Source organism: Rhodococcus sp. NPDC056960, assembly GCF_042674125.1.
Taxonomy (GTDB): domain Bacteria; phylum Actinomycetota; class Actinomycetes; order Mycobacteriales; family Mycobacteriaceae; genus Rhodococcus_F.
Window position 1 is genome coordinate 1 of sequence record NZ_JBHURF010000034.1, and the last position, 22,534, is coordinate 22,534.

Annotated in this window: 19 protein-coding genes; 9 read left to right on the plus strand and 10 right to left on the minus strand. The window is 67.5% G+C overall.

The features are described 5' to 3' along the window. Positions 1-127 precede the first annotated feature (127 nt). Positions 128-760, minus strand: a complete 633-nt coding sequence (locus ACFTWF_RS37775) for an MBL fold metallo-hydrolase (protein WP_378466191.1) — start codon at positions 758-760, stop codon at positions 128-130. Then, positions 757-1,842, minus strand: coding sequence for an S-(hydroxymethyl)mycothiol dehydrogenase (locus ACFTWF_RS37780; protein WP_378466192.1), 1,086 nt, complete (start codon positions 1,840-1,842; stop codon positions 757-759). Before ACFTWF_RS37780 ends, ACFTWF_RS37775 begins: the two co-directional genes overlap by 4 nt. A gap of 293 nt (positions 1,843-2,135) precedes the next feature. On the opposite strand from ACFTWF_RS37780, the gene ACFTWF_RS37785 reads away from it, so the two are divergent. The 5 genes from ACFTWF_RS37785 (at position 2,136) to ACFTWF_RS37805 (ending at position 7,128) form a co-directional block, all read left to right on the plus strand. After that, a complete protein-coding gene (locus ACFTWF_RS37785; RefSeq protein WP_378466193.1) occupies positions 2,136-3,632 on the plus strand; it encodes an aromatic amino acid ammonia-lyase in 1,497 nt (498 codons plus the stop codon). A gap of 64 nt (positions 3,633-3,696) precedes the next feature. Next, complete coding sequence (locus ACFTWF_RS37790) at positions 3,697-4,821, plus strand: ABC transporter ATP-binding protein (RefSeq protein ID WP_378466194.1); 1,125 nt, start codon at positions 3,697-3,699, stop codon at positions 4,819-4,821. Continuing rightward, on the plus strand, positions 4,818-5,468 hold the full coding sequence (locus ACFTWF_RS37795; RefSeq protein ID WP_378466195.1) for an ABC transporter permease: 651 nt from the start codon (positions 4,818-4,820) through the stop codon (positions 5,466-5,468). Before ACFTWF_RS37790 ends, ACFTWF_RS37795 begins: the two co-directional genes overlap by 4 nt. Next, positions 5,465-6,208: an ABC transporter permease gene (locus ACFTWF_RS37800; RefSeq protein WP_378466196.1), complete on the plus strand. Its 744-nt coding sequence runs from the start codon at positions 5,465-5,467 to the stop codon at positions 6,206-6,208. Before ACFTWF_RS37795 ends, ACFTWF_RS37800 begins: the two co-directional genes overlap by 4 nt. An 11-nt stretch (positions 6,209-6,219) precedes the next feature. Then, positions 6,220-7,128 (plus strand): ABC transporter substrate-binding protein, encoded by a 909-nt coding sequence (locus tag ACFTWF_RS37805; RefSeq protein ID WP_378466197.1) that lies wholly within the window; start codon positions 6,220-6,222, stop codon positions 7,126-7,128. Between the two features lie 13 nt (positions 7,129-7,141). Here the strand turns inward: ACFTWF_RS37805 and ACFTWF_RS37810 are convergent, their stop codons facing one another. Continuing rightward, positions 7,142-8,281, minus strand: coding sequence for a serine hydrolase domain-containing protein (locus ACFTWF_RS37810; RefSeq protein WP_378466198.1), 1,140 nt, complete (start codon positions 8,279-8,281; stop codon positions 7,142-7,144). A gap of 201 nt (positions 8,282-8,482) precedes the next feature. On the opposite strand from ACFTWF_RS37810, the gene ACFTWF_RS37815 reads away from it, so the two are divergent. After that, entirely contained in the window at positions 8,483-10,837 is a 2,355-nt protein-coding gene (locus ACFTWF_RS37815; protein ID WP_378466199.1) for an arylsulfatase, read from the plus strand. Between the two features lie 8 nt (positions 10,838-10,845). Here ACFTWF_RS37815 and ACFTWF_RS37820 read toward each other — a convergent pair whose 3' ends face one another. The 5 genes from ACFTWF_RS37820 to ACFTWF_RS37840 all read right to left on the minus strand — a co-directional run bounded on the left by ACFTWF_RS37820 (position 10,846) and on the right by ACFTWF_RS37840 (position 18,224). Further along, complete coding sequence (locus tag ACFTWF_RS37820) at positions 10,846-12,603, minus strand: CocE/NonD family hydrolase (RefSeq protein ID WP_378466277.1); 1,758 nt, start codon at positions 12,601-12,603, stop codon at positions 10,846-10,848. A 180-nt stretch (positions 12,604-12,783) separates the two neighbouring features. Further along, on the minus strand, positions 12,784-13,230 hold the full coding sequence (locus ACFTWF_RS37825; RefSeq protein ID WP_378466200.1) for a hypothetical protein: 447 nt from the start codon (positions 13,228-13,230) through the stop codon (positions 12,784-12,786). 5 nt (positions 13,231-13,235) lie between these two features. Next, positions 13,236-15,182, minus strand: a complete 1,947-nt coding sequence (locus tag ACFTWF_RS37830; RefSeq protein WP_378466201.1) for a primary-amine oxidase — start codon at positions 15,180-15,182, stop codon at positions 13,236-13,238. Next, positions 15,179-16,669, minus strand: a complete 1,491-nt coding sequence (locus tag ACFTWF_RS37835; RefSeq protein ID WP_378466202.1) for an APC family permease — start codon at positions 16,667-16,669, stop codon at positions 15,179-15,181. The genes ACFTWF_RS37830 and ACFTWF_RS37835 overlap by 4 nt, the downstream gene beginning before the upstream one ends. A 49-nt stretch (positions 16,670-16,718) precedes the next feature. Beyond that, entirely contained in the window at positions 16,719-18,224 is a 1,506-nt protein-coding gene (locus ACFTWF_RS37840; protein WP_378466278.1) for an aldehyde dehydrogenase family protein, read from the minus strand. A gap of 423 nt (positions 18,225-18,647) precedes the next feature. Between ACFTWF_RS37840 and ACFTWF_RS37845 the strand changes: the two genes are divergently transcribed. After that, positions 18,648-20,102: an APC family permease gene (locus tag ACFTWF_RS37845; RefSeq protein WP_378466279.1), complete on the plus strand. Its 1,455-nt coding sequence runs from the start codon at positions 18,648-18,650 to the stop codon at positions 20,100-20,102. Then, positions 20,099-20,854 (plus strand): IclR family transcriptional regulator, encoded by a 756-nt coding sequence (locus tag ACFTWF_RS37850; protein ID WP_378466203.1) that lies wholly within the window; start codon positions 20,099-20,101, stop codon positions 20,852-20,854. The genes ACFTWF_RS37845 and ACFTWF_RS37850 overlap by 4 nt, the downstream gene beginning before the upstream one ends. A gap of 68 nt (positions 20,855-20,922) precedes the next feature. Here ACFTWF_RS37850 and ACFTWF_RS37855 read toward each other — a convergent pair whose 3' ends face one another. Continuing rightward, positions 20,923-21,198: a hypothetical protein gene (locus tag ACFTWF_RS37855; RefSeq protein WP_378466204.1), complete on the minus strand. Its 276-nt coding sequence runs from the start codon at positions 21,196-21,198 to the stop codon at positions 20,923-20,925. A gap of 302 nt (positions 21,199-21,500) precedes the next feature. On the opposite strand from ACFTWF_RS37855, the gene ACFTWF_RS37860 reads away from it, so the two are divergent. Then, a complete protein-coding gene (locus ACFTWF_RS37860) occupies positions 21,501-22,136 on the plus strand; it encodes a response regulator (protein WP_378466280.1) in 636 nt (211 codons plus the stop codon). On the opposite strand, the gene ACFTWF_RS37865 is transcribed toward ACFTWF_RS37860, so the two are convergent. Next, positions 22,114-22,533, minus strand: coding sequence for a response regulator transcription factor (locus ACFTWF_RS37865; protein WP_378466205.1), 420 nt, complete (start codon positions 22,531-22,533; stop codon positions 22,114-22,116). The two genes, ACFTWF_RS37860 and ACFTWF_RS37865, sit on opposite strands and share 23 nt — an antisense overlap. Between the last annotated feature and the right edge of the window lies 1 nt (position 22,534).

Here is a 22,534-nt window from a genome sequence, read left to right on the forward strand (position 1 = left end):
CATCTGCTCGAGCCCACGCTTGAGCGACACCAACACCGCAGGAACACCTGCCGCATAGGACTTCTCGTGCGTGACAACGACCTCGTCCTCGTCGAAGGTGTACCTGTCGGTGGTGTCGGTCATGGAATCAGTTTCCTCGTGCAATCCATTCGGCGAGGTGCGGGACCTCGGTGCCGATCGTGGTTCCGTCACCGTGACCGGTGTGGACGAGCGTCTCCTCGGGAAGAGCGAACAACCGATCCCGGATCGACCCGATGATGGTCGGGAAATCCGAGTACGACCGACCGGTGGCCCCGGGACCGCCGGAGAACAGCGTGTCTCCGGAGAACAACGCCCCGGCCTCGGGCAGGTACAGGCACACCGACCCCGGCGAGTGACCCGGGGTGGAGATCACCTCGATCTCGGTGCCGGCAATCGCGATCCGCTGCCCGTCCTCGAGGTTCCAGTACTTCGCCTCCGGATGCGTCATCTTCCACAGCACGTCGTCGCCCGGGTGCAGCAGCACCGGCGCGTGCAGCCGCCCGGCGAGTTCGGGTGCGACGGTGACGTGATCGTTGTGACCGTGGGTGCAGATCACCGCGTTCACGTGCCGGCCGGCGACCGCGTCGATGATCGGCTCCGCATCGTGGGCAGCGTCCACGATGACGACGTCGGTGTCGTCACCGATCAACCAGATGTTGTTGTCGACAGTCCACTCGCCACCATCGAGCGCGAACGTGCCCTCGGTGACGACCCGCTCGATCCGCAACTGCCCGCTCACAGGACCACCACCGAACGCAGCACCTCACCGGCGTGCATCTTGTGGAACGCCTCTTCGACCTCGTCGATCTTGATGCGCTCGGACACGAACTTCTCCAACGGCAACCGGCCCTGCTGATACAGGTCCACCAGCATCGGGAAGTCCCGCTCGGGCAGGCAGTCGCCGTACCACGACGACTTCAACGATCCCCCGCGGGAGAAGAAGTCGATCAGCGGCATCTCCAGCGTCATGTCCGGGGTCGGGACACCGACCAGCACCACGGTGCCGGCGAGATCGCGGGCGTAGAACGCCTGCTTCCACGTCTCCGGCCGCCCGACCGCGTCGATCACCACGTCCGCACCGAATCCGCCGGTCAGCTCCTGCACGGCCTCGACCGCATCGACGTCGGCACCGTTCACGGTGTGCGTCGCACCCAGGTCCTTCGCCCACTCGAGCTTCTTCTCGTCCCGATCGACCGCGATGACCTTCACGGCGCCGGCCAGACGGGCACCCATGATCGCGGCGTCACCGACACCACCGCAGCCGATGACGGCGACCGTGTCACCGCGACCGACGTTACCGGTGTTCACGGCGGCACCGAGACCGGCCATCACACCGCAACCGAGCAACCCGACCACCGCCGGATCCGCCGACCGGTCCACCTTCGTGCACTGCCCGGCGTGGACGAGGGTCTTGTCGGCGAAGGCACCGATCCCCAGCGCCGGACTCAGCTCGGTGCCGTCCTCGAGCGTCATCTTCTGCGCCGCGTTGAACGTGTCGAAACAGTACTGCGGGCGACCACGCTTACACGCCCGGCACTGCCCACAGACCGCCCGCCAGTTCAGCACCACGAAATCACCGACCGCGACGGAAGTGACACCCTCACCGATGCTCTCGACCACCCCGGACGCCTCGTGGCCCAGCAGGAACGGGAATTCGTCGTTGATCCCGCCGTCCCGGTAGGTGAGATCGGTATGGCACACACCGCACGCCGCGATATCGACGACCACCTCACCCGGACCGGGATCCGGAACGGTGATCGTCGCGATCTCGACGGGGGCACCCTTGGATCGGGCGATGACGCCTCGTACCTGCTGCGGCATGGGATTCATTCCTTACGGTCGATCAGTCGGAGCGGGATCGATGCATGGCTATGTATGCACCTCTCCCGAGACCCTACGTTCCGAACAGGCACCGGGGGACTGATCGAAGTGAGAGGCCGACCTAGCCGGAATGCCAGCCCGAACCGACGTGCCACCGACAGGCCGGGAGCCCGGCCATCCAGGGCGAACCGACGGTTGACAGAGAGCGGTATATACAGGACTATACATTTCGAACGAGTGAGGCACGACACACCTCGTGAGTCCCCGTACACCGCATCGATCACGGAGTTCCGATGACCCGGAAAGATCCCCGCTCGACCGAGGAACCGCAGCCGCCCGTACCGGTGCTGCTCGACGGCGCCCAGCTCACCGTCGATCAGCTCACGACCCTCTCCCGCGAGCCCATCGCGGTCGAACCCGCCTCCGCAGCGCTCGAACACGCACGCCGTTCCTGGGAGACCGCGGTGCGGATCGCCGCACGACAGCCCATCTACGGACGCACCACCGGGGTCGGGGGAAATCGGGACACGTCCGTCTCCGACGGCGTCGAACAGGACCTCCGACTTCTCCGCAGCCACGCCACGGGCTCGGGTCCCTCACTGCCGGATCACGTCGTCCGGGCCGCCATGATCATTCGCGTCAACCAGATCCTCAACGGTGGTTCCGGTCTGCACCCCGACATCGTGACGGCGCTGATCGACGCCGTCGCGGCCGACGACCTGCCCATCGTGCACGCCCGCGGCGCGATCGGCACCGGAGACCTCAGCGCGTTCTCGGAGATCGCGCTCGGGCTGATGGGTGAGACACCGCTGCGGGACGGCCGGTCGGTGAGCCGGTGGACGCCACACCAGGGTGACGCTCTCCCCCTGATCTCGACCAACGCGATGACCGTCGCGCTCGCGGCCACGGCCACCGACAGCGTGGCGAACTGGCTGGAGCACTCGCTGATCGTGGGCGTGTTGTCGCTGCTGGCGACGCGTAGTTCCGTCGAGCCGTTCGCGGCGCGGGTGCAGGCGGCGCGCAGGCACCTCGGCCAGGAGGAAGTGGCCGGCCGGGTCCGGGAGCTTCTCGCCGACCATCCCGTGACGGCCGCCCGGGTGCAAGATTCCTACGGGTTCCGCGCCCTCCCCCAGATCCTCGGGGCCACCTGGCAGGCGCTGCAACGGCTGCGGGGCACCCTCGCGATCGAGATGAACTCGTCCTCCGAGAACCCCCTCATCTCCGCCGAGGACGATGCAGTGTTCCACAACGGGAACTTCCACGGAATGCCGATCGCCCTCGCCGTGGACGAGGCGAAACTCGCGTTGTCGAGCGCGGCACTGCTGTCGCAGTGCAGGCTGGCCAACCTGTCGGATCCGGCGGTCACCGGTCTGCGGCCGTTCCTGGCCGACGGTCCGGCCGGCAGCAGCGGGACCATGCTGCTGGAATACACGACGTCCGCGGCGATCGCGGAGATCCGGATGGCCGCCGCGCCGGGCTCCCTCGGGCACACGGTCATCTCCCGCGGCACCGAGGACCACGCGAGCTTCGCGTCCCAGGCCGCCACCCAGCTCACCGACATCCTCGCCCAGGCGCGGATCGTCCTCGCGTGCGAACTGATCTCGGCGGTGCGGGCCCTCGGCCAGCAGCACCGCGATCTCGACACCGACACCGAACTCGGCGCCTACCTGCACCGCGCGCGCACGTGCCTGGACCCCCGGACGACCGACCGTCCCCTGAGCGACGACCTGAAAGCAGCGGTGAAGTTTCTGGAAACGATGCCGAACCCGGAGAAAGACACAGCTCGGTAGAGCAGTCCCACGACACCGAACTTCCGGGTTGCCACCACCCGGACCACACGAAAGTAGCACGCGGATGATCACATTCGACAAAGTCACCAAGGCGTACCCGGACGGCACGACAGCGGTCAACGAGCTGGACCTCGAGTGCCCGAGCGGCAAGATCACGGCCCTCGTCGGCCCGTCGGGGTGCGGCAAGACGACGTCGCTTCGCATGATCAACAGGTTGATCGAACCCACCTCCGGCACCATCTCCCTCGACGGCGAATCCACCGCGGATATGGACCCGGCGCTGTTGCGGCGGCGGATCGGGTACGTCATCCAGCACGCCGGACTGTTCCCGCACCGCACCATCGTGGACAACGTCGCGACGATGCCGAAACTGCTGGGGAAGACGAAGAAGGAGGCTCGGAGCAGGGCCATGGAGCTGCTCGAAACAGTCGGTCTCGCCGCGCATTTCGCGGACCGATATCCGTGGCAGCTCTCGGGCGGGCAGCAGCAGCGAGTGGGCGTCGCACGCGCCCTGGCCGCCGATCCGGCGTTCATGTTGATGGACGAGCCGTTCAGCGCCGTCGACCCGGTGGTCCGCAGCCAACTGCAGGACGAGTTCCTCCGGCTGCAGAAGGAGATCGGCAAGACGATCATCATCGTCACACACGACATCGACGAAGCCCTCAAGCTCGGCGACCAGGTGGTCGTGTTGCGGACCGGCGGAGTCCTGGCGCAGGCGGCGACCCCGCTGCAGTTGCTGACCGAGCCCGCCGACGAGTTCGTCGCCGACTTCGTCGGACGCGATCGCGGCTACCGTTCGCTCGGTTTCGCAACCCTCGACGGCCGCGTGGAGACAGTCACCGAACCCGTTGCCCATCTGGGTGATTCGGCGGCCGATGCCCTCGCGCGGACGTCCGACGACTGGCTGCTCGTCGTCGACCCGGCGAACAAGCCGATCGGCTGGGTGCAGCCGGCGAGGGTCGTCGGCAGCATTCGCCCGGACGACCTGAATCTCAGCGGCACCGTCGCCGATGCGCACGGCACGATGCGGGCGTTGCTCGACGCCGCACTGTCCGCGCCCAGCAAACGGGGTGTGGTCGTCGACGGCGACGGTGCGCTCGTCGGCACCGTGACGGCGCACGCGGCCGTGGCGGCGATCGAGTCGGCGGATCTCGACCATCGAGTCGGTTCGGAGGCGATGGCCCGATGAATGTCGAATGGCTGGGCCGCCAGTCCGACCGCATCGCCGAACTCGTCGGCTGGCACATTCTGCTCTCGCTCGTGCCGCTCGTCGTCGGCGTGATCGTCGCGTTGCCCATCGGCTGGCTCGCGCATCGCAGTCGCCGGATCAACCCCTATGTGGTGGGCACGGCGGGTCTCCTCTACACGATCCCGTCGCTCGCCCTGTTCGTCCTGCTACCGCAGGTCCTCGGAACGAAGATCCTCGATCCGATGAACATCATCGTGGCCCTGACGATCTACACCGTCGCACTGCTGGTCCGCGTCGTCGCCGACGCCCTCGATTCGGTGCCCCAGGAAACCGTGCTCGCCGCGACGGCGATGGGCTACCGGCCGTATCAGACCCTGCTGAAAGTGCAGCTCCCCGTGGGTGTTCCCGTCATCTGTGCCGGACTGCGGGTGGCTGTCGTGTCGAACGTCAGCCTGGTCTCGCTCGCCGCTCTGCTCGGCATCCCGCAGATCGGTTCCCTGTTCACCCAGGGCTTCCAGTTGCGCTTCTACACACCCATCATCGCCGGTATCGCGCTCTGCCTGCTGCTGGCCCTGGTTCTCGACCTGCTCATCGTGCTCGCCAACCGGTTACTCACACCGTGGACCCCCAAGGTGGTCGCATCATGATCGACTTTCTTCTGGACGGTGCTCATTGGACAGGGCCCGAAGGCATTCCGGCCCTCCTGCTCCAGCACCTGCTGTACACGTTCCTCGCCCTGTTCGCCGCGGCCCTGATCGCCGTTCCGCTCGGCCTGTACACCGGGCGCGGCGCCGTGGTCGTGGCCGGCCTGGCCAACTCGTTGCGCGCCCTGCCCACCATCGGCCTGCTGATCCTGCTCGTGCTCGTCATCGCGCCGTCGTTCTCGACGAAGCTGGCCTACCTCGTTCCGAGCCTGATCGTGCTGGTGCTGTTGGCCATTCCGCCGATCCTCACCAACACGTACGCGGGCATCCGCGCGGTCGATCCGGCGGCCGTGGATGCCGCACGCGGGATGGGGTTCCGGTCGATGCGCATCCTCACCGAGGTGGAGATGCCGTGCGCACTGCCGTTGATGCTGTCCGGCATCCGGAGCGCGGTGCTGCAGATCGTGTCGACGGCGACCGTTGCCGCGTACATCTCGCTGGGAGGCCTGGGACGACTCCTCATCGACGGCAAGGCACAGAGCGACTACGCGCAGATGGCGGCGGGGGCCGTCCTCGTGTCTCTCCTCGCGCTCGCATTCGATCTCGCGATCGGGTTCCTCACCGTGCGGGTGGTCTCACCCGGACTCACCCGGCGCGTGCGCAGCAGCGGCACGCGATCCGCTTCCGCGAAGACCCCGGTCGCGGCCCGCGCGTCGTCCGTACCCGAACCCTCGCTGACCTGAAGGACATCACCATGAAGAAGGCATTGATCGTCGCGCTGGCAGGCGCCACCCTGGTGTCGTTGACGGCTTGCGGGATCGGGAAGGACCCCCTCGCCGCCGACGGCGGCGGAAGCAGCGACGGCGCCATCGTCGTCGGCTCCGCGGACTTCCCCGAGAGCCAGCTGATCGCCACCATCTACGCCGAGGCGTTGCGTGCCAACGACATCGACGTGACGGAGAAGCTGAACATCGGAAGCCGCGAAGTGTACGTTCCGGCCATCCGGGACGGCTCCATCGACCTGCTGCCCGAATATTCGGGTGCGCTGCTGCAGTATCTCGACAGCGCCACCACCGCAACCGCGTCGAACGAGGTGACCGAGGAGATCAAGGCCAAGCTCCCCGCCGGACTCATCGCACTCGAACCCTCCCCCGCCGAGGACAAGGACGTTCTCGCGGTGCGGCAGGAAACCGCGGACGAGTACTCACTGAAGACGATCGAGGACCTCGTCCCGCACGCCGGCGACCTCACCCTCGGCGGCCCGCCCGAATGGAAGACCCGCGAGAACGGTGTCGCGGGCCTGAAGGACCGGTACGGCCTGACGTTCAAGGAATTCCTGGCACTGGACGCCGGCGGTCCCCTCACACTCAACGCTCTGCTCAGCGGTCAGATCGAGGTCGCCGACGTGTTCAGCACCGACCCGGCGATGCGCTCGGAGAACCTCGTGGCCCTCGAGGACACCAAGCACCTGTTCCTGGCCGAGAACATCACGCCGATCATCAACGAGAACAAGGCCCGCGACGACGTCCGCGCCGTGCTCGCGGACGTGTCGGCGGCCCTGACGACCGACGATCTCATCGAGATGAACAAGCGGGTGGCAGACCTCGAGGACATGAGTGACATCGCCCGGGAATGGCTGCAGGACAAGGGCCTCGCGTCCTGACTGTCCCCCCGCATCAGTTCAGTGCATCGAACGTCGCCGTCGCGTACTGGGCGGTGCGGTCGGAGCCGAGCAGTCCCGGTCCCATCTTGTTCATCACGTAGGTCATCGTCATCCGGCGCTCGGTGTCGACGACCACCTGCGAACCGCCCCAGCCACCCCAGAAGCAGACGCGCCCTTCGGGGACGAACGGCACCGACACGGGGGTCGGCAGTCCGTACCCGATGCCGAACCGGATCGGCTGGCCCAGTGCGAGATCCACGCCGTTCGACTGCTCCTCGAAGATCAGCGCGATGGTGTCCGGAGACAGCAGCCGGATACCGTCGAGTTCGCCGCCGCAGGCCACCACGGACTGGATCCGGGCGAGTGACCGGGCGTTGCCCTGACCGCCGGCCGCGCCGTTCTCCGCCGTGCGCCACTCGTCGGACCACGACGCGGTGGCGTCCGGTCCGGGCCCGGTGAACGTCTTGACGATGACGCTGGCGGGGTCGAGGGATGCCAGGTCGATCGGCAGCGGAGGCGGCGGGACCACGTTCGACACCCGGCCGAAGTGCGACCGGTCCAGCCCGATGTGGAAGTCGGCGCCCAGCGGTCCGGCGATCTCCTCGGCCACGAAGCGTCCGAGCGTGCGTCCGTCGACCCGGCGGACGACCTCGCCGATCAGGTGACCGTAGTTCAGGGCGTGATATCCCGACGCCGTCCCCGGTTCCCACCACGGCGCCTGCGCGGCGAGGCGCTTCGTCGACTCGGCGAGGTCGAACGTGTCCTCGACTGTGATCGGCTGATCCCACCCCGAGACGCCCGACGTGTGCGAGAGGAGATGCCGGACCTCGACGCGCTCCTTGCCGGCCGCGGCGAATTCGGGCCAGTACTTCGCGACGGGCGCCGACACGTCCAGCTGGCCGCGGTCGACGAGCATCAGCGCGGCGAGCGCGGTCACCGTCTTGGTACACGACCACACGTTGGTGATGGTGTCGCGCTCCCACGCGGTGGTGTGTTCGGGATCGGACCATCCGCCCCACACGTCCACCACGGGTTTTCCGTCGAGGGTCACGACGATCGATGCGCCGAGCTCCTCACCGGAGTCGAGATTGTCCTTCAGTGCGTCCTGCAACGCCGCGAAGCGCGGATCGCACACTCCTCCGAGCTGGGTCACCTGCGGTTCCTCTCCACCAGCCGACGCAATTGATCTTGACATCGGATTCAGTTTAGGTATCAGTGTGAGCCTGCGCCGATGTGGTGTCAATCACTTCCCTCCTCGGCCCGGCGCTGCTCGGCTTCACCCGTGTCGGGTGAGGTTCCCGGCGGCACGGTGGCCGACGCTGAAACCCAGGACCACAGGTGAGGAGCCGAAACCATGGGAAAGCCATTTCGGGGTGTCGTCAACGTCGACATTCGTGACTCGAGTCCGGACTGGTCGCCCTTCGAGCCACCGAAGGCTCCCGCCGAGGCGCCCAACGTCGTCTATGTCGTCCTAGACGACGTCGGATTCTCCGCGATGCGCTGTTACGGCGGACCGATCGAAACGCCCAACATCGATCGGATCGCCGCCAACGGTGTCCGGTACACCCAGTGGCACACCACCGCGCTGTGCTCGCCCACGCGCTCGTGCCTGCTGACCGGACGGAACCACACGCGCAACAGCATGGCCTGCATCACCGAGGCCGCGATCGGATTCCCCAACGCGAGCGGCACCATCCCGCCGGAGAACGGCATGCTGTCGGAAATCCTCGCCGAGCAAGGCTGGAACACCTACATGGTGGGCAAATGGCACCTGTGCCCCACCGACGAGATGAACCTGGCCGCCACCCGCCGGAACTGGCCCAGCGGGCGCGGCTTCGAGCGGTGGTACGGATTCCTCGGCGCGGAGACCAACCAGTGGTATCCGGATCTGGTCTACGACAACCATCCGGTCGACCAGCCCCGGTCGCCGGAGGCGGGCTACCACCTCAGCGAGGACATCACCGACAAGGCACTGGAGTTCATCAAGGACGCCCGGGTGATCGCACCGGACAAGCCGTTCTTCCTCTACTACGCGCCCGGCGCCTGCCATGCGCCGCACCATGCCCCGAAGGAATGGATCGAGAAGTTCGCGGGCAAGTTCGACATAGGCTACGACGCGATGCGCGAGGAGACCCTCGCCCGCCAGAAGGAACTGGGCATCGTCGCCGCCGACACCGAACTTCCACCGATCAACCCGATCGGCACCCCCGACACCCGGTCGGGACCCGACGGCGCACCGTTCCCCGAACTCGACTACACCCGCCCGTGGGACACGCTCGGCGACGACGAGAAGCGTCTCTTCGCACGGATGGCCGAGGTGTACGCGGGGTTCCTGGCACACGCCGACCATCAGATCGGGCGCCTGCTCGACTATCTCGAGCAGAACGAACAGATGGAGAACACGGTCATCGTGGTCGTCTCCGACAACGGCGCGAGCGGGGAGGGTGGCCCGAACGGGTCCGTCAACGAGATGAAGTTCGCGAACGGCGTCCCGGACGACCTCGCGGAGAACCTCGCGAAACTCGACGATCTCGGCGGACCCAAAACGTACAACCACTACCCCAACGGCTGGGCGATGGCGTTCAACACCCCGTTCAAGATGTGGAAACGCTACGAGTTCAACGGCGGAACCGCCGACCCGTGCATCATCTCGTGGCCGGCGGGAACAACGGCCCGGAACGAGATCCGGGATCAGTACCATCACGCGATCGACCTCGTGCCGACGATCCTGGACATTGTCGGGATCGATGCCCCCGAGACCATCAAGGGTCACGTCCAGACCCCGTTCGACGGCGTCAGCATGCGCAGCAGCATCGACGACAAGTCCGCGCCGTCGGAGCGGAAGTCGCAGTTCTATTCGATGCTCGGCTCGCGGTCGATCTGGCACGAGGGCTGGAAGGCCGTCACGACGCATCCGACCATTGCGGGCTGGGGCCACTTCAACGACGACGAATGGGAGCTGTACCACACCGACGTCGACCGCGCCGAAGTGAACAACCTGGCAGCGGAGCATCCCGACAAGCTGCGGGAGATGGTGAACATCTGGTTCGCGGAAGCCGGTGCGAACGGCGCGTTTCCGCTGGACGATCGATCGGCCGTCGAGATCTTGGGCACATCCCGCCCGCAGCTGACTGCCGCCCGGAACCGGTACGTGTACTACCCGGACGTCGCCGCCGTGTCCGAATGGCAGTCGGTCAACACCCGCGGACGCTCGTTCGTGATCGGTGCGCTCGTCGACATCCCGGAGCCGGGAGCCGAGGGCGTGCTCTTCGCGATCGGTTCCCGCTTCGGGGGTCACGCGCTGTACGTGAAGGACAATCGCCTGCACTACGTCAACAATTTCGTGGGCAGCGAGGAACAGATGATCGTCGGCTCCGAGGACATCCCCACCGGCACCGACCTGATTCTGTCCGCCTCGTTCGACAAGGACGGGCAGAAGCCCACGGCCACGGAGGGGATCCTGTCCCTGTTCCACGGCGACCACAAGGTCGGCGAGGGCCGGATCAAGACCCAGATGGGGGCGTTCGCGATCGCGGGCGCCGGGCTGTACGTCGGCCGGCACCCGGGCGAGCCAATCACCGAGGACTATCCCGGCGAATCGCCGCACCGCTTCACCGGCGGCACGATCAACCGGGTCGCGGTCGACGTCAGCGGCGAACCGTATCTCGACCTCGAGCGGGAGGCCGCCCTGATGCTCATGCGTGAGTAGACGCGGCCTCAGCCGGTGACCGGCAGCACCAGCACCTGACCCGCGTCCCCAGCGGCGACGGTGACCTGGTGCGCCACCAGCCCGCCCCGGAAACCCGGATCGCCGCCGGACACCACGAGCCGAACGCGGTGTCCCTCGTCGAAGCGATGGACGATGGCCGGCATCGTGACCTGCACGGGCGCACCGGGCGTCACGATGCGTGCCGGAGCGACCTGACCGTTGATCAGCGTGGCGCTGCCGTCGGGAGCCACGTCGTACAGCTTGGCGAAGATCACGACCGCGTCGTCGACGCCGGTGACCGCGGGTACGGCGTCGACGCGGACGTCGAGCGTCGGTGCACCCACCACGTCCAGCGGCGCATCGAGGGATCCGGACGACCACTCGATCTGGGTTCCGGGGACTTCCGGACCCATGTTCGGCACGTCCCGGTCGGCCGGGAGCCCGCCCGGCAGTGTGTTCAGCGTCCGGGCGCCGGGAACGATGCCGTCGCGGCGATCGGTCAGCGCGCCGTCACCGGAGAGGTAGAGCGAATAGTCCTGCCCCACCGCGACATCGGAGGACTCGGCGTAGGCGGGTGCGGCGTTGCCGGTGTAGTCGACCCAGTTGCGGAAGTAGCTGAACACCGGCCCGGTGCCGACCCCGCTGTCCTTCAGGTAGTGATCGAACCAGTCGACCATCCGGCCCGTCTCGTACTGCGTGTCGGGGTTCGGGGCCTTCATGTCGATCTCCCCCTCGGCGGGAGTGAGATGCGAATGCCCCCAGCTGTGCCAGATCATCTTCACGTCGTTGCCCTGCGCCCGCAGGGTCTCGAACGTGGCCGCCGATTCGTTGAGGTCGAACAGGGTGTCCTGCTGCCCCTGCAAGAGCAGCGTCGGAATCTTCACCCGGTCCGCGTACGACACCACGGACGATTGGCGCAGGAACTCGACGGATGCCGGGTCCGGGTAGCCCAGCACCGCGGCCTGGGTCAGCGCCGGGCACGCGGCGTTGGCGAAGTTGGGGCATCCCAGCGCCCGTGCGGGATCCGACACGTAACCCTCGGTCCGGGGGTTGGTGACGCCGACGGCCCCGAACGTCAGTGTCCACAGCACCTTCGACGCACCGGGCACCGACGTACTGACCCCGGTCGTCTGGGCGGTGCCGTTCGGTGCGAGCGAGTAGCTGAGGTCGTTCCAGGTGATCATCGGGATGATCGTGTCGATCCGTGGGTCCACCGAGGCCGCGGCGAACTGCACGGCGCCGCCATAGGAGCCGCCGACCATCCCGACCCGCGGATCGTTCGCCTCGGGGCTGCCGTGGTGGGCGGTCGCGTCCTGCACGACGTAGTCGAGACCCGGGACGGGAACGGTGTGCGCGGGATCGACGAACGCCATCCCGTCGCGGCCGCCGAGAAAGCTCACCAGTTCGCTCGCCGCGCGTCCGTCGTAATCGGGGTTGTCCAGGTGGATCTTGCAGCCCGAGCCGCCGAAGCCGAGACCGGAGTAGGCGAGTACCGCGTAGCCGCGGGACGCGAGGAACGATGCGATCCCGGCCTGGTCGTTCTTGGACCCGCCGAAGCCGTTGGTCGTGAGGACCGCGGGTACCCGATTCGACGGGGACGCCGAGTCGGGTTTGTAGACGTCGCCGATCACGTCGCACGGTTCGTCGCGGTTCGCGCCGACGAGAACCTGGAAGTGGAGCGTGGTCTTGGAGAAGCCCGCCGGGTCGGCCGCCGCCGGCGCGGCCACTGCGATCGGTGTGAGAACCGCCGCCGCGGCCGTCACCATCGCCGCCAGTATCGATTCGCCTGCCCTGCGTTTCACAGTCCACCCACCGTTCGGCCGCACCACCCCGAGCACCACCGAAGAGCCTAAACGCTCTGGACGCTAGCCCAACTCAAGCTGTCGGTGTGTCCCGGAACTCCCCCGCACGTGAGTGGCAAAGCGTGCGCCAGCACACTTTGCCACTCACGTGGGGGGTGGGTCGGACCGAGTGGTGTAGAACAGCACCGTCACGGCGATCACCGCTTCGATCGCGGCGGTGGCGAGTGCCGCCGACATGGCGGGTGACATCGCATGGGTCATCGGAGCCGATGCCGCCGCCGCGTGCATCGCGTGCCCGTGGTGGCCGCCCCCCGAGCCGGGGGTCGTCACCGAGAGATGCAGGGCGATCATCCCGACGTTCATCGTCGCGACGAGCCCCCAGTCCCGGCGGGAGCCGCGCATCCACAGGTGCCGCGCGCAGTAGAGGCACCCGAGGATCATCGCGACCGTCACCACCGCGACCATCGGCGACGGCGCATGTTCCCCGAGCGATGCGGCGTGGAGCCCGGCCGCGGCGACTGCGAGGCCCGCGGCCGCCCGCCGCCACCAAGTGCTGGTGTGGCGGGCGGCCGGAAAGAAGACGGCAGACACGACTTCTAGCCTTCGCAGCAGTGCTTCGCGGTGCTCGCCGGCAGGTTGAGCGCCGGGTTGCGGTCGAAGAAGCCGACCGGCTTGAGCTTGAAACCGGCGTAGTCGACGGGCATGACCGGCCAGTCCTCGGGCCGCGGGAAGTGCGTCAGCCCGAACGTGTGCCACAGCACCAGGTCTTCGCCCTCGATGTCGCGGTTGCCCGCCACGAACGTCGGCAGACCGGCCTGGCCCGGATGCTGGTTGACGAAGTCGCCCGCGGGGTAACGCTCGGACTCGTCGTACTGTGTGACCCACAGGTGCTTGGTGGCGAACGCGGCGCGGGCGGCGATCGAACTGGACGGGTCGGCCAGCAGCACCGGTTGGCCCTCCGGGTGCAGCGCGTACCCGACGTCCTGCCCCAGGCGGTTCTGCTTGGTGGGATTGGTGATGTGCCAGACGCGGGCCTTGAGGTTGTCGGCGGTGCGTTGCCCCTCGGATTCGGTGGTCAGCGTGGTTTTCTGGCAGCGGAACGCGTTGCCCCACGGGTTCTCCGGGCCCATCGGAACGGGCACGGCATCCACTTCCTCGACGGTGTTCACGTTCCCGTCGACGGCCATGTCGAGCCGGGCCGAGAAGAGGTGCTGATGGAAGGGGGCGCCGAGCCCGGGCGCCATCTGGGTGGAGAATCCCTCCGGACCGCGGTAGGCGGACGTGAAGACGATTCCGGTGGCCTTCGCCTCGAGTTCGATGGTGCCGTCGAGGTACAGGTACCAGTAGAACCCGTAGTCGTAGTTGCCGATGGTGAGGAAGAACGAGATGACGAGGCGACGCGAGCGGCGGGTCTCGGTCATGCCGTTGAACATGTCCGTGTGCTTCCACAGCACGCCGTAATCCTCCTCGTGGAGGCAGATCGCGTTCTTCATCACCCGCGGGTCGCCGGACTCGTCGGCGATGGTGACGTCGAAGTACTGGATCTCACCGAGGCAGTCGCAGCCGAGTTCGAGGGAGTTGGTGTACCGGCCGAACAGGTACTCGCCCTGATCGAAGTAGTTCTGCCAGTATCGAACCGGGGACGGGTCGGCGTACGGGACCACCATCTCGGCGATCGACGCCCGGTAGATCACGGGGCGTTCCACTCCCCCGTCGTCGAACGAGAGCTGGTGCAGAGTCAGACCTTCGCGCACATCGAACCCGAAGCGGAACTTCCAGTCGGCCCAGGTGATCTCGTTGCCGTCGACGGTGAAGCTGGCACCCTCGGGCTGGGTGATCTCGATCGGCTTGAGGTCGGTGCGGGTGGGCGTCGCGTGCGGTTCGGCGTCCCACTCGCCGCGCTCGGCCGGCACCGGCAGTTCGATCTCGTCGACCACCTTGACGACGCGACGCTCGGTGAGGTCGACGTAGGCCACGACTCCGTCGATGGGGTGCGCCCACGGCAGATCCGCCTTGTCCTCCTGATGGAACGCGAGAACCCGGACGATGCGGTGCCCGACCTCGTCCTCGTGACCGAACACACCGGCCGACAGCGGAACCGCACGGACCTTCGACGGTTCGATGTCGCGCTTCGCCATCGCGGCCAGCCAGTCGGAGCTGCCGAGCAGGAACGCCTCGATGTCCTCGAATTCCTCGTCGAGGATCGGCACGTGCCCGTCGGTGGCGGAATCGACGGTGGTGGAGCTGATCACACGGTTCTCGGTCACCGACACGACGAGGTCGGTGCCGATGCCGGTGGAGCGGTCCAGCAGCAGGATCCGGGCGCGGCGCTCGATCGGGTCACCCGGTGTGAACGCGAGGACCGTCGACTTGTGCGGCTCGGCGAGTGCGACGAAGACGAAGCGCACGTTCTCGCCGATCAGTCCCTCGTCGGTGAGGAGCGCCTTCGCCGAACGGATTTCGTCGGCCGACAACGGCGCGAGCGGATGATCCGGAGTGGCGGAACCGACGCGGGCCGGGGTCTCGGTGGTGGCGGTGCTCATCGTGCGATCTCCTTGTCGAGGACGGTGTGGTTCGGGTCGTGTTGCGGTAGGGCGGTGTCGTGTCGTGCGGCGTGGGGTCGGAGGACGGCGACGGCCGCACCTCCGGCGAAGGTCCCGACGAGCAGGACCCCGATGACGGCGGCGAGTGTGCTCGACCCGCCGACGAGAAGGGGAAGGTTGGCGACGGTCATGATCAGGAGCCCGGCCAGGCCGACGAGTCCGAGCAGTGGTGCGATCACCGTGTTCCACAGCCGCCGGTCCACCCGGGTCCGGCCGAAGTAGACGAGGACGGCCACGGACGTCAGGGTCATCAGTGCGACGATGCCGACCGAGGACACTCCGGCGAACCAGGCGAACACCTCGGTCACCGGGTCCAGTCCGGCGACGGCGGACGCGACGATCAGGACGAGAGCGGACGCCGTCTGGACGACCGACGCGATGTACGGCGACGCGTGCTTGGTGTGCGAGCGGCCGCAGCCGGCGGGCAGGGCCGCACTGTTCCCGAGGGAGAAGATGTACCGGGAGAGCACGTTGTGGAACGACAGCAGGGCGGCGAACAGGCTGGTGATCAGGAAGACCTGGACGAGGTCGCCGGCGATCGCGCCGACGTAGCGGGTGGCGGTCTCGGTGATCATGCCTTCCGGGTTCTCCGTCGCGATGGCGACGGCGCCCTCGTCGCCCCACGCGCTGACCATGGCCCAGCTCGACAGCGCGTAGAAGCCGCCGATGACGAGCAATGCCAGGTACGTGGCCCTCGGGATGGTGCGGCCCGGGTCGCGGGCCTCGTCACGGAAGACGGCGGTGGCCTCGAATCCGATGTAACCGGCGATGGCGAAGATCAGGGCGATGCCGGGTGCTCCCGAGAAGAACTCGCCCGGGTGGAACGCCGCCGTCGAGAATCCCTCGTCACCGCCGCCGCGGACGATGACGGCGGCGTCGATGACGAGGACGATCCCGACCTCGCAGACGAGGAGGACGCCGAGCACCTTGCCGGACAGGTCGATGTGCCGGTATCCGAGGATCGCGACCACGGCCGTCACGGCCAGGGCCCACACGTACCAGGGAAGTGCGGGGCCGCCGTGAGCGGTGACGAAATCGTTGACGGCGGCCCCGATGTACCCGTACACGGCGCCCTGGACGGCGGTGTAGGACAGCAGCGCGAGGAAGGCGGAGCCCAATCCCGTGTGTCTGCCCAGCCCCCGGGTGATGTACGTGTAGAACGCGCCCGCCCCCGGAAGGTGCTTGGCCATCGCGGTGAATCCGACGGCGAAGAACAGCAGCACCACCGTGCAGACCAGGTACGACGCGGGATAGGCGGCGCCGTTGCCGGCCGAGATCCCCAGGGGGACCGTTCCGGCGATCACCGTCAACGGGGCCGCCGCTGCGACGACCATGAACACGATGGCACCCGGACCGAGGGTGCCCGCCAGTCTGCGCGGTGCGCCGTCACCGACTGCACTGCTGTGCGTGGGGGCATTGGTTGTCATGGCTTCCTTCGACTTTCACGAGGAGAGGATCTGCGGGCGGCCGGGGGATCTAGAGTGCGATGTTGACGGACTTGCTCTGGGTGTACTCGCCGATGGCGCCTTCACCGAGTTCACGGCCCCACCCGGACTGCTTGTAGCCGCCGAACGGAAGTGCGGTGTCGAATGCGTTGTGGCAGTTCACCCACACCGTGCCCGCCTTGATCTCGGACGCGACCTCGTGGGCGCGGGAGACGTCCCGGGTCCAGACGCTGGCGGCGAGACCGTAGGGGGTGTCGTTGGCGGCGGCGCGGACTCCTTCGTCACGGTTGAACGGCACCGCGACGGCAACGGGCCCGAAGATCTCCTCCTGATACACGCTGAAGTCGCGGTTCACGTCGACCAGCAGGGTCGGCTCGACGTAGAAGCCGGTGTCGCCGTGCCGCCCGCCGCCGGAGAGCGCGCGGGCACCGGCGGCGAGTCCGGCGTCGATGTAGCCGGTGACCTTGCCCAACTGCTCCTGCGAGACCAGCGGGCCGATGTCGTTGGTGGGGTCGAGGCCCGGTCCGATCTTCTGCGACTTCGCGAAATCGGCTACCCCGGATGTGAATTCGTCGAAGATCCGATCCTCGACGAGCAGACGCGTACCGGCCGTGCAGGCCTGACCGTGGTTGAACAGGAACCCGCTGGCGACGCCCGGGATCGCGGCCTCGAGGTCGGCGTCGGAGAAGATCACCTGTGGGCTCTTGCCGCCGAGTTCGAGGGATACCTTCTTCAGGTTTCCCGACGCGGCGTTCACGATCTTCTTTCCCACTTCGGTGGATCCGGTGAACGCGACCTTGTCGACGTCGTCGTGACTCGACAGTGCCGCGCCGATGTCCCCGAAACCGGTGAGCACGTTGAACACGCCGTCGGGGACGCCGGCCTCGGCGATCACCTCGGCGAGGAGCAGCGCAGTGAGCGGGGTCTGCTCCGCAGGCTTGAGGATCATGGTGTTCGCGCAGGTCAGCGCCGGGGCCACCTTGAACGCGGCCATCACCAGCGGGAAGTTCCAGGGGATGATCTGCGCGCAGACGCCGATCGGTTCGCGGGTGGTGAACGCGTGGAATCGCGCCCCGGGCGCCCACGGCACGGACACGGGGATGGTGCGGCCCTCGATCTTGGTGGCCCAGCCGGCGTAGTAGAAGAAGATCTCCGCCGCCCACGTCACGTCGACGGCCTTCGCGACCGCCACGGACTTGCCGTTGTCGATGGATTCGAGCTGCGCGAACTGATCGGCCCGGGCGAGGATTCCCTCGCCGATCTTCCAGAGGATCCGCTGGCGTTCGGCGGGCGTGATCGAGCGCCACGGCCCGGACTCGAAGGCCCGCCGGGCCACTGCCACCGTGCGGTCCACGTCCTCGACGCCGGCGTGCGGGACCGTCGTGATCACCTGTCCGGTGGCGGGATCGACCGTCTCGAACGTGCGGCCCGACGCCGAGTCCACCCATTGACCGTCGACGAACATGCGCTTCGGCGACGACACGAAGTCGACGACTCGGGGGTCGAGGGCTGCTGGGGAGTGAACGACTGCAGTCATCATGTCCTCTTCGATGGGAGTGAATGAATCTGTGATTGAATCCGGCTTCTGCAGAACACTTTTGGCGGTAATTTTCGCCTCGTCGTGCTGCGGCCTGAACCCACGATAAACCCCGGATGTGTCGCCGGTCACTACTAAATCCGGATGGGAATCCGCGGTTGCGGCATTCTCATTCGACATTTCCGGCCGCGGCGGCGTCGATTCTCATTCGACTTTTCCGGGTCGGCCCAGTTGATCTGCCCTACGCGCCGAACCCGGGTGCGGAATGGGGAACGCATTCTCCGGCCATTCTCATTCGAGGTGATCGAAAATTAATTCCGATCGGCGCATCGCACTCGTCTCCTGCGCTAGCGTGCAACTCATGGGACCCCGCGGTGATCGAGCGCGCGAGGCCGCCCGGAAAGTGTGGAGAGCAGGTGCGTGGTGTCCGGTACACCGAGAATCAGAAGCAGATCACCGGTCGCCGGTCTGGAGCGGGCGCGCCTGAGTTTCGTCCAGGTGCTCGGGCAGTCCGTCTCGGCGGTTGCACCGTCGGCCGTGATGGTGACGCTGCCTGCCCTCGTCATCCCCGACGCGGGCCGGGCCACCATCGCGGTGTTCGTCGCCGCGGCGATTCTGATGACGGCGGTCGGCTACTGCGTCGGACAGTTCGCCACCCGGATGGTGGCGGTCAGCGGCCTCTACAGCTACATCGTGAAGGGCCTCGGGCCGATGCCCGGCTTCGGCGGCGGATGGTCGTTGCTCATCGGCTACGCCGCCGCGGCCATGGCGAGCACGCTCGGCGCCGCGAGTTATCTCGCCGCGCTGCTCGGCCGGGTCGGCCTCCCGACCGGGACGCCGCTCATCGCGGTCCTCGCGGCGATCGTCGGCCTGCTGGCGCTGCTGCTGATGGTGCGCGGGGTGAAGTTGTCGGCGCGGATCATGCTCGCCATCGAGGTGTTCGCGATCGTGGCCGCGTCCGTCGCGCTGGTGGTCGCATTCGTCCAATCGGTGCGTGAGGGCGCGACGCCGTCGGCGGGCGGCGCGAAATCGGGTTCCGCGGTCGGGTTCGCGGTGCTGCTCGCGATCACGTCGTTCGTCGGTTTCGAGAGTGCGGGCACAGTGGCACGCGAGGCCCGCAACCCGTTCGTCGCGGTCCCGCGCGCCATCCGGTGGACCCCCATCGCCCTGGGGGTGCTGTACGTGTTCGCGGCCGCCCTGCAATTGCCGGAACCGGTGCGGCAGGGAGTCGATTCGCTGCCGATCGTCCTCACCCTGCCCGACACGACCGGCGCGGGATCGTCGACGCTGTCGATCGTGATGGAACTCGGCATCACCGCCTCCTGGTTCGCGTGCGTCCTGGGTTCGACGACCGCGCTGTCGCGCACCCTGTTCGCGATGGGCCGCGAAGGGGTGGTGCCGAGCGTGTTCGGCCGGACGCACCACAGGTTCCACACCCCGCACGTGGCACTGGTGGCCGCGATGCCGGTGATCGTCGCCGTGCCCGTCCTCTACCTGATCGCCCGCGGTTCGAGCCGCGACGTCCTCATCGGACTGCTCGCCGTCTCCGCGCACGGCTACGTTCTCGCGTACGTCCTGCTGTGCGTCGCGACGCCGGCGTTTCTCCGGCGGATCGGCGAACTGACCCGGCTTCCGATGGTCGTCGGCGTGCTGACGGCGACGGCGATGGTCGCGCTGGTCGGGTGGGCGGCGCTCTCCCGCACGTACGTCGCGGGCGCGGCGACCGCGATCTATGTGCTGCTGATGTTGCTGGGCGCCGCGGTCTTCGCGATCCGCGCCCGGCGATCCCCCGGAATCGGAGAACGGATGGGTGTGTACGACGAGGCGGTGGCCGAGGACGTACTGGGCCGGTACCGGCCGTGGGAGGTGCGCCGGTGAGCCCCGACGACAGAGCACTCTCGGGGCGGCAACCGAAGGCCGTCACCAGCGCCCTGCGGGTCCTGGAGGAGGTGGCCCGCGCCGGCACGGGCGTCACCGCGAAGGACATCGCGGCCCGCCTGTCGATGCCGTCCGCGACCACGTACCGGCTGCTCAACATCCTGGTGGGCGAGGGCTACGTGGTGCGGCTCCCCGACCTGTCCGGGTTCGCGCTGGGCCAGAAGATCGGGATCCTCGTCGACGCCGCGGTCGTTCCCACCGTGTGCGCCGCCGCGCGCGACGTTCTCGCCGAACTGCGACTGTCGGTGCGGTTCGGGGTCCATCTCTTCTACTACACGAACGTCGCGGTCCGCACCGCCGACGCCGACCCCGAATACCCGCCGCCGGAGGACGAGGCCTTCCTCAATCAGCACCTGTACGCGTGCGCCGTCGGCAAGCTTCTGCTCGCTGAGAAGTCGGAACTCGAATCCGTGATACCGCGTTGGGAACCGCGGGCAGTGACGGCCCGCACGATCGTCGCCCGGACCGAACTTCTCGCGCACCTGGACCAGATCCGGACCCAGGGTTACGCGACCCAACTCGCGGAACTCCGGGACGGGTCGGCCTGCGTCGCCGTCCCCGTCCGATCCGGGACCGGGGCCCTCATCGGCACCCTGGCCCTGTCGGGACACGTCGATCACGAACACCTCATGCTGCGGCATGTGCCGTCGCTTCGCGAGCACGCGGAGCGGCTGGCGCCGCTGATGGCCTGACGTCACTTCGGCGCCCTCGACGCGAGGTTCTCGAACGTGGATGCGGCCGAGTCGAATACGTCCGCGAGCTAGAAGAAGCCGTGCCCACCGAAGTGACCGAAACCGCCGAAACCACCGAGGAACGGCCCGGCCTCCGGTCGCTGGGGCCCGTACGTCCCCGGCCAGCCCCACGGGAAGCCCGACTGTGGCACGTCAGTCACGGGCCCCGCATCCGGCACGACCCGGGCGACAGGCGTAGCAACGCTGTCGGGTGCTGTTGCTGCGGCGGCAGTTCCGGCGCCGAGGACGACCAGAGGTGCGATTGCGGCTGCGGCGACCGCCGCGCGGATTGCGAACTTGTACATTGTTCTCGCCTTTCGTTTTCTGGAGCTGTGATCGGGTAGATGATCGAACGACCATTGATGTAAATTTTGGTCCGAACACGGCCCGGAGTCGCCACCGCCAGCAGGTGGTTACGGGTGCTACCAGCCGTAATTCCGGTCTTCCAGGTAGCTGCAATTCCACCTCTGGCCGGCTTGTGCAAGACGGCATTACGGCGTGTCGGCGAGTGCCGATGACGTACTCTCGAAGTCGATCACTTCGACGGTGATCGGGCGCGCTTACTCACGGACGACGGAGCAACCCGGTGACGACACGAGTGCGGGTGATGCTGGCCGAAGACGACGTCCTGCTCCGGGAGGGCGTGGCGAGTCTGCTCACCCGCTCCGGCTTCGATGTCCTAGAACAGACCGGCGACGCAACCACCCTCCTCGAACTGGTCCGCACGCAAACGCCCGACCTGGTGGTGGTCGACATCCGGATGCCACCGACCCACACCACCGAAGGCCTCGACGCGGCCCGGGTGATACGCGACGAGTTCCCCGAAGTCGGCATCCTGGTGCTCTCGGCGCACGCCGATGTCGAGCACGCGATGGAACTACTGGCCAGCGGCCGGGGAATCGGCTACCTGCTCAAGAGCCGCATCACCGACGTGGACGATTTCATCGACACCCTGCAACGCATTGCTGCGGGGGCATCCGTCGTCGACCCGGCGCTGGTGCAGGAGTTGGTCTCCGCCCGTCGGCGCAACGACCCGCTCGCGGCGCTCAGTGCGCGGGAGCGGGAAGTTCTGGCCCTCATGGCGGAAGGACGGTCCAACGCCGGCATCGCCCGCCGACTGTGGGTCACGGAGGGAACCGTCGAGAAGCATGTGCGCAGCATCCTGACCAAATTGAACCTCCCGGAAACCGGCGACGACCACCGACGGGTTCTCGCGGTCGTCACCTTTCTCGAGGCTCGCTGACCGGGGCCGCACAATCTCGTTCAGCGCGGAGCAGATCCCGGATCGCATCGGACGACAGCTCGGGCTTCGACACGAATCCCACCGCGGGGCTACCGGAGATCAGGTCGGCCAGGTCTTGCTCGGCATGCGTGGAAATCAGGATCACCGCGGCTGCGAATGACTCGTCGAGTCTCTGCGCGAGGTCGAATCCGCTCTCCGCGCCGAGTTCGACGTCGACCAGGATGACGTCGGGCTGCAGTTCCGCAGCCGTCCGCACCGCGTCGGCAGTGTTCGACACCGTGCCGACCACCGGGATGCCCTGCTGCTCGAGCAGTCGTCGAGCAGCGTCCAGAAAACAAGGGCTGTCATCGACGATCACGCATCGTGGACGACCGAGCTGCAACACCATGCCCTTCATG

Excerpts from the sequence above, each read along its gene's own strand:
- ACFTWF_RS37820 (WP_378466277.1), bottom strand. The coding sequence starts at position 12,603 with ATGGTGACGGCCGCGGCGGCGGTTCTCACACCGATCGCAGTGGCCGCG.
- ACFTWF_RS37835 (WP_378466202.1), bottom strand. The coding sequence starts at position 16,669 with ATGACAACCAATGCCCCCACGCACAGCAGTGCAGTCGGTGACGGCGCA.
- ACFTWF_RS37815 (WP_378466199.1), top strand. The coding sequence starts at position 8,483 with ATGGGAAAGCCATTTCGGGGTGTCGTCAACGTCGACATTCGTGACTCG.
- ACFTWF_RS37800 (WP_378466196.1), top strand. The coding sequence starts at position 5,465 with ATGATCGACTTTCTTCTGGACGGTGCTCATTGGACAGGGCCCGAAGGC.
- ACFTWF_RS37785 (WP_378466193.1), top strand. The coding sequence starts at position 2,136 with ATGACCCGGAAAGATCCCCGCTCGACCGAGGAACCGCAGCCGCCCGTA.
- ACFTWF_RS37840 (WP_378466278.1), bottom strand. The coding sequence starts at position 18,224 with ATGACTGCAGTCGTTCACTCCCCAGCAGCCCTCGACCCCCGAGTCGTC.
- ACFTWF_RS37805 (WP_378466197.1), top strand. The coding sequence starts at position 6,220 with ATGAAGAAGGCATTGATCGTCGCGCTGGCAGGCGCCACCCTGGTGTCG.
- ACFTWF_RS37860 (WP_378466280.1), top strand. The coding sequence starts at position 21,501 with ATGCTGGCCGAAGACGACGTCCTGCTCCGGGAGGGCGTGGCGAGTCTG.
- ACFTWF_RS37780 (WP_378466192.1), bottom strand. The coding sequence starts at position 1,842 with ATGCCGCAGCAGGTACGAGGCGTCATCGCCCGATCCAAGGGTGCCCCC.
- ACFTWF_RS37830 (WP_378466201.1), bottom strand. The coding sequence starts at position 15,182 with ATGAGCACCGCCACCACCGAGACCCCGGCCCGCGTCGGTTCCGCCACT.
- ACFTWF_RS37790 (WP_378466194.1), top strand. The coding sequence starts at position 3,697 with ATGATCACATTCGACAAAGTCACCAAGGCGTACCCGGACGGCACGACA.
- ACFTWF_RS37865 (WP_378466205.1), bottom strand. The coding sequence starts at position 22,533 with ATGAAGGGCATGGTGTTGCAGCTCGGTCGTCCACGATGCGTGATCGTC.
- ACFTWF_RS37795 (WP_378466195.1), top strand. The coding sequence starts at position 4,818 with ATGAATGTCGAATGGCTGGGCCGCCAGTCCGACCGCATCGCCGAACTC.
- ACFTWF_RS37855 (WP_378466204.1), bottom strand. The coding sequence starts at position 21,198 with ATGTACAAGTTCGCAATCCGCGCGGCGGTCGCCGCAGCCGCAATCGCA.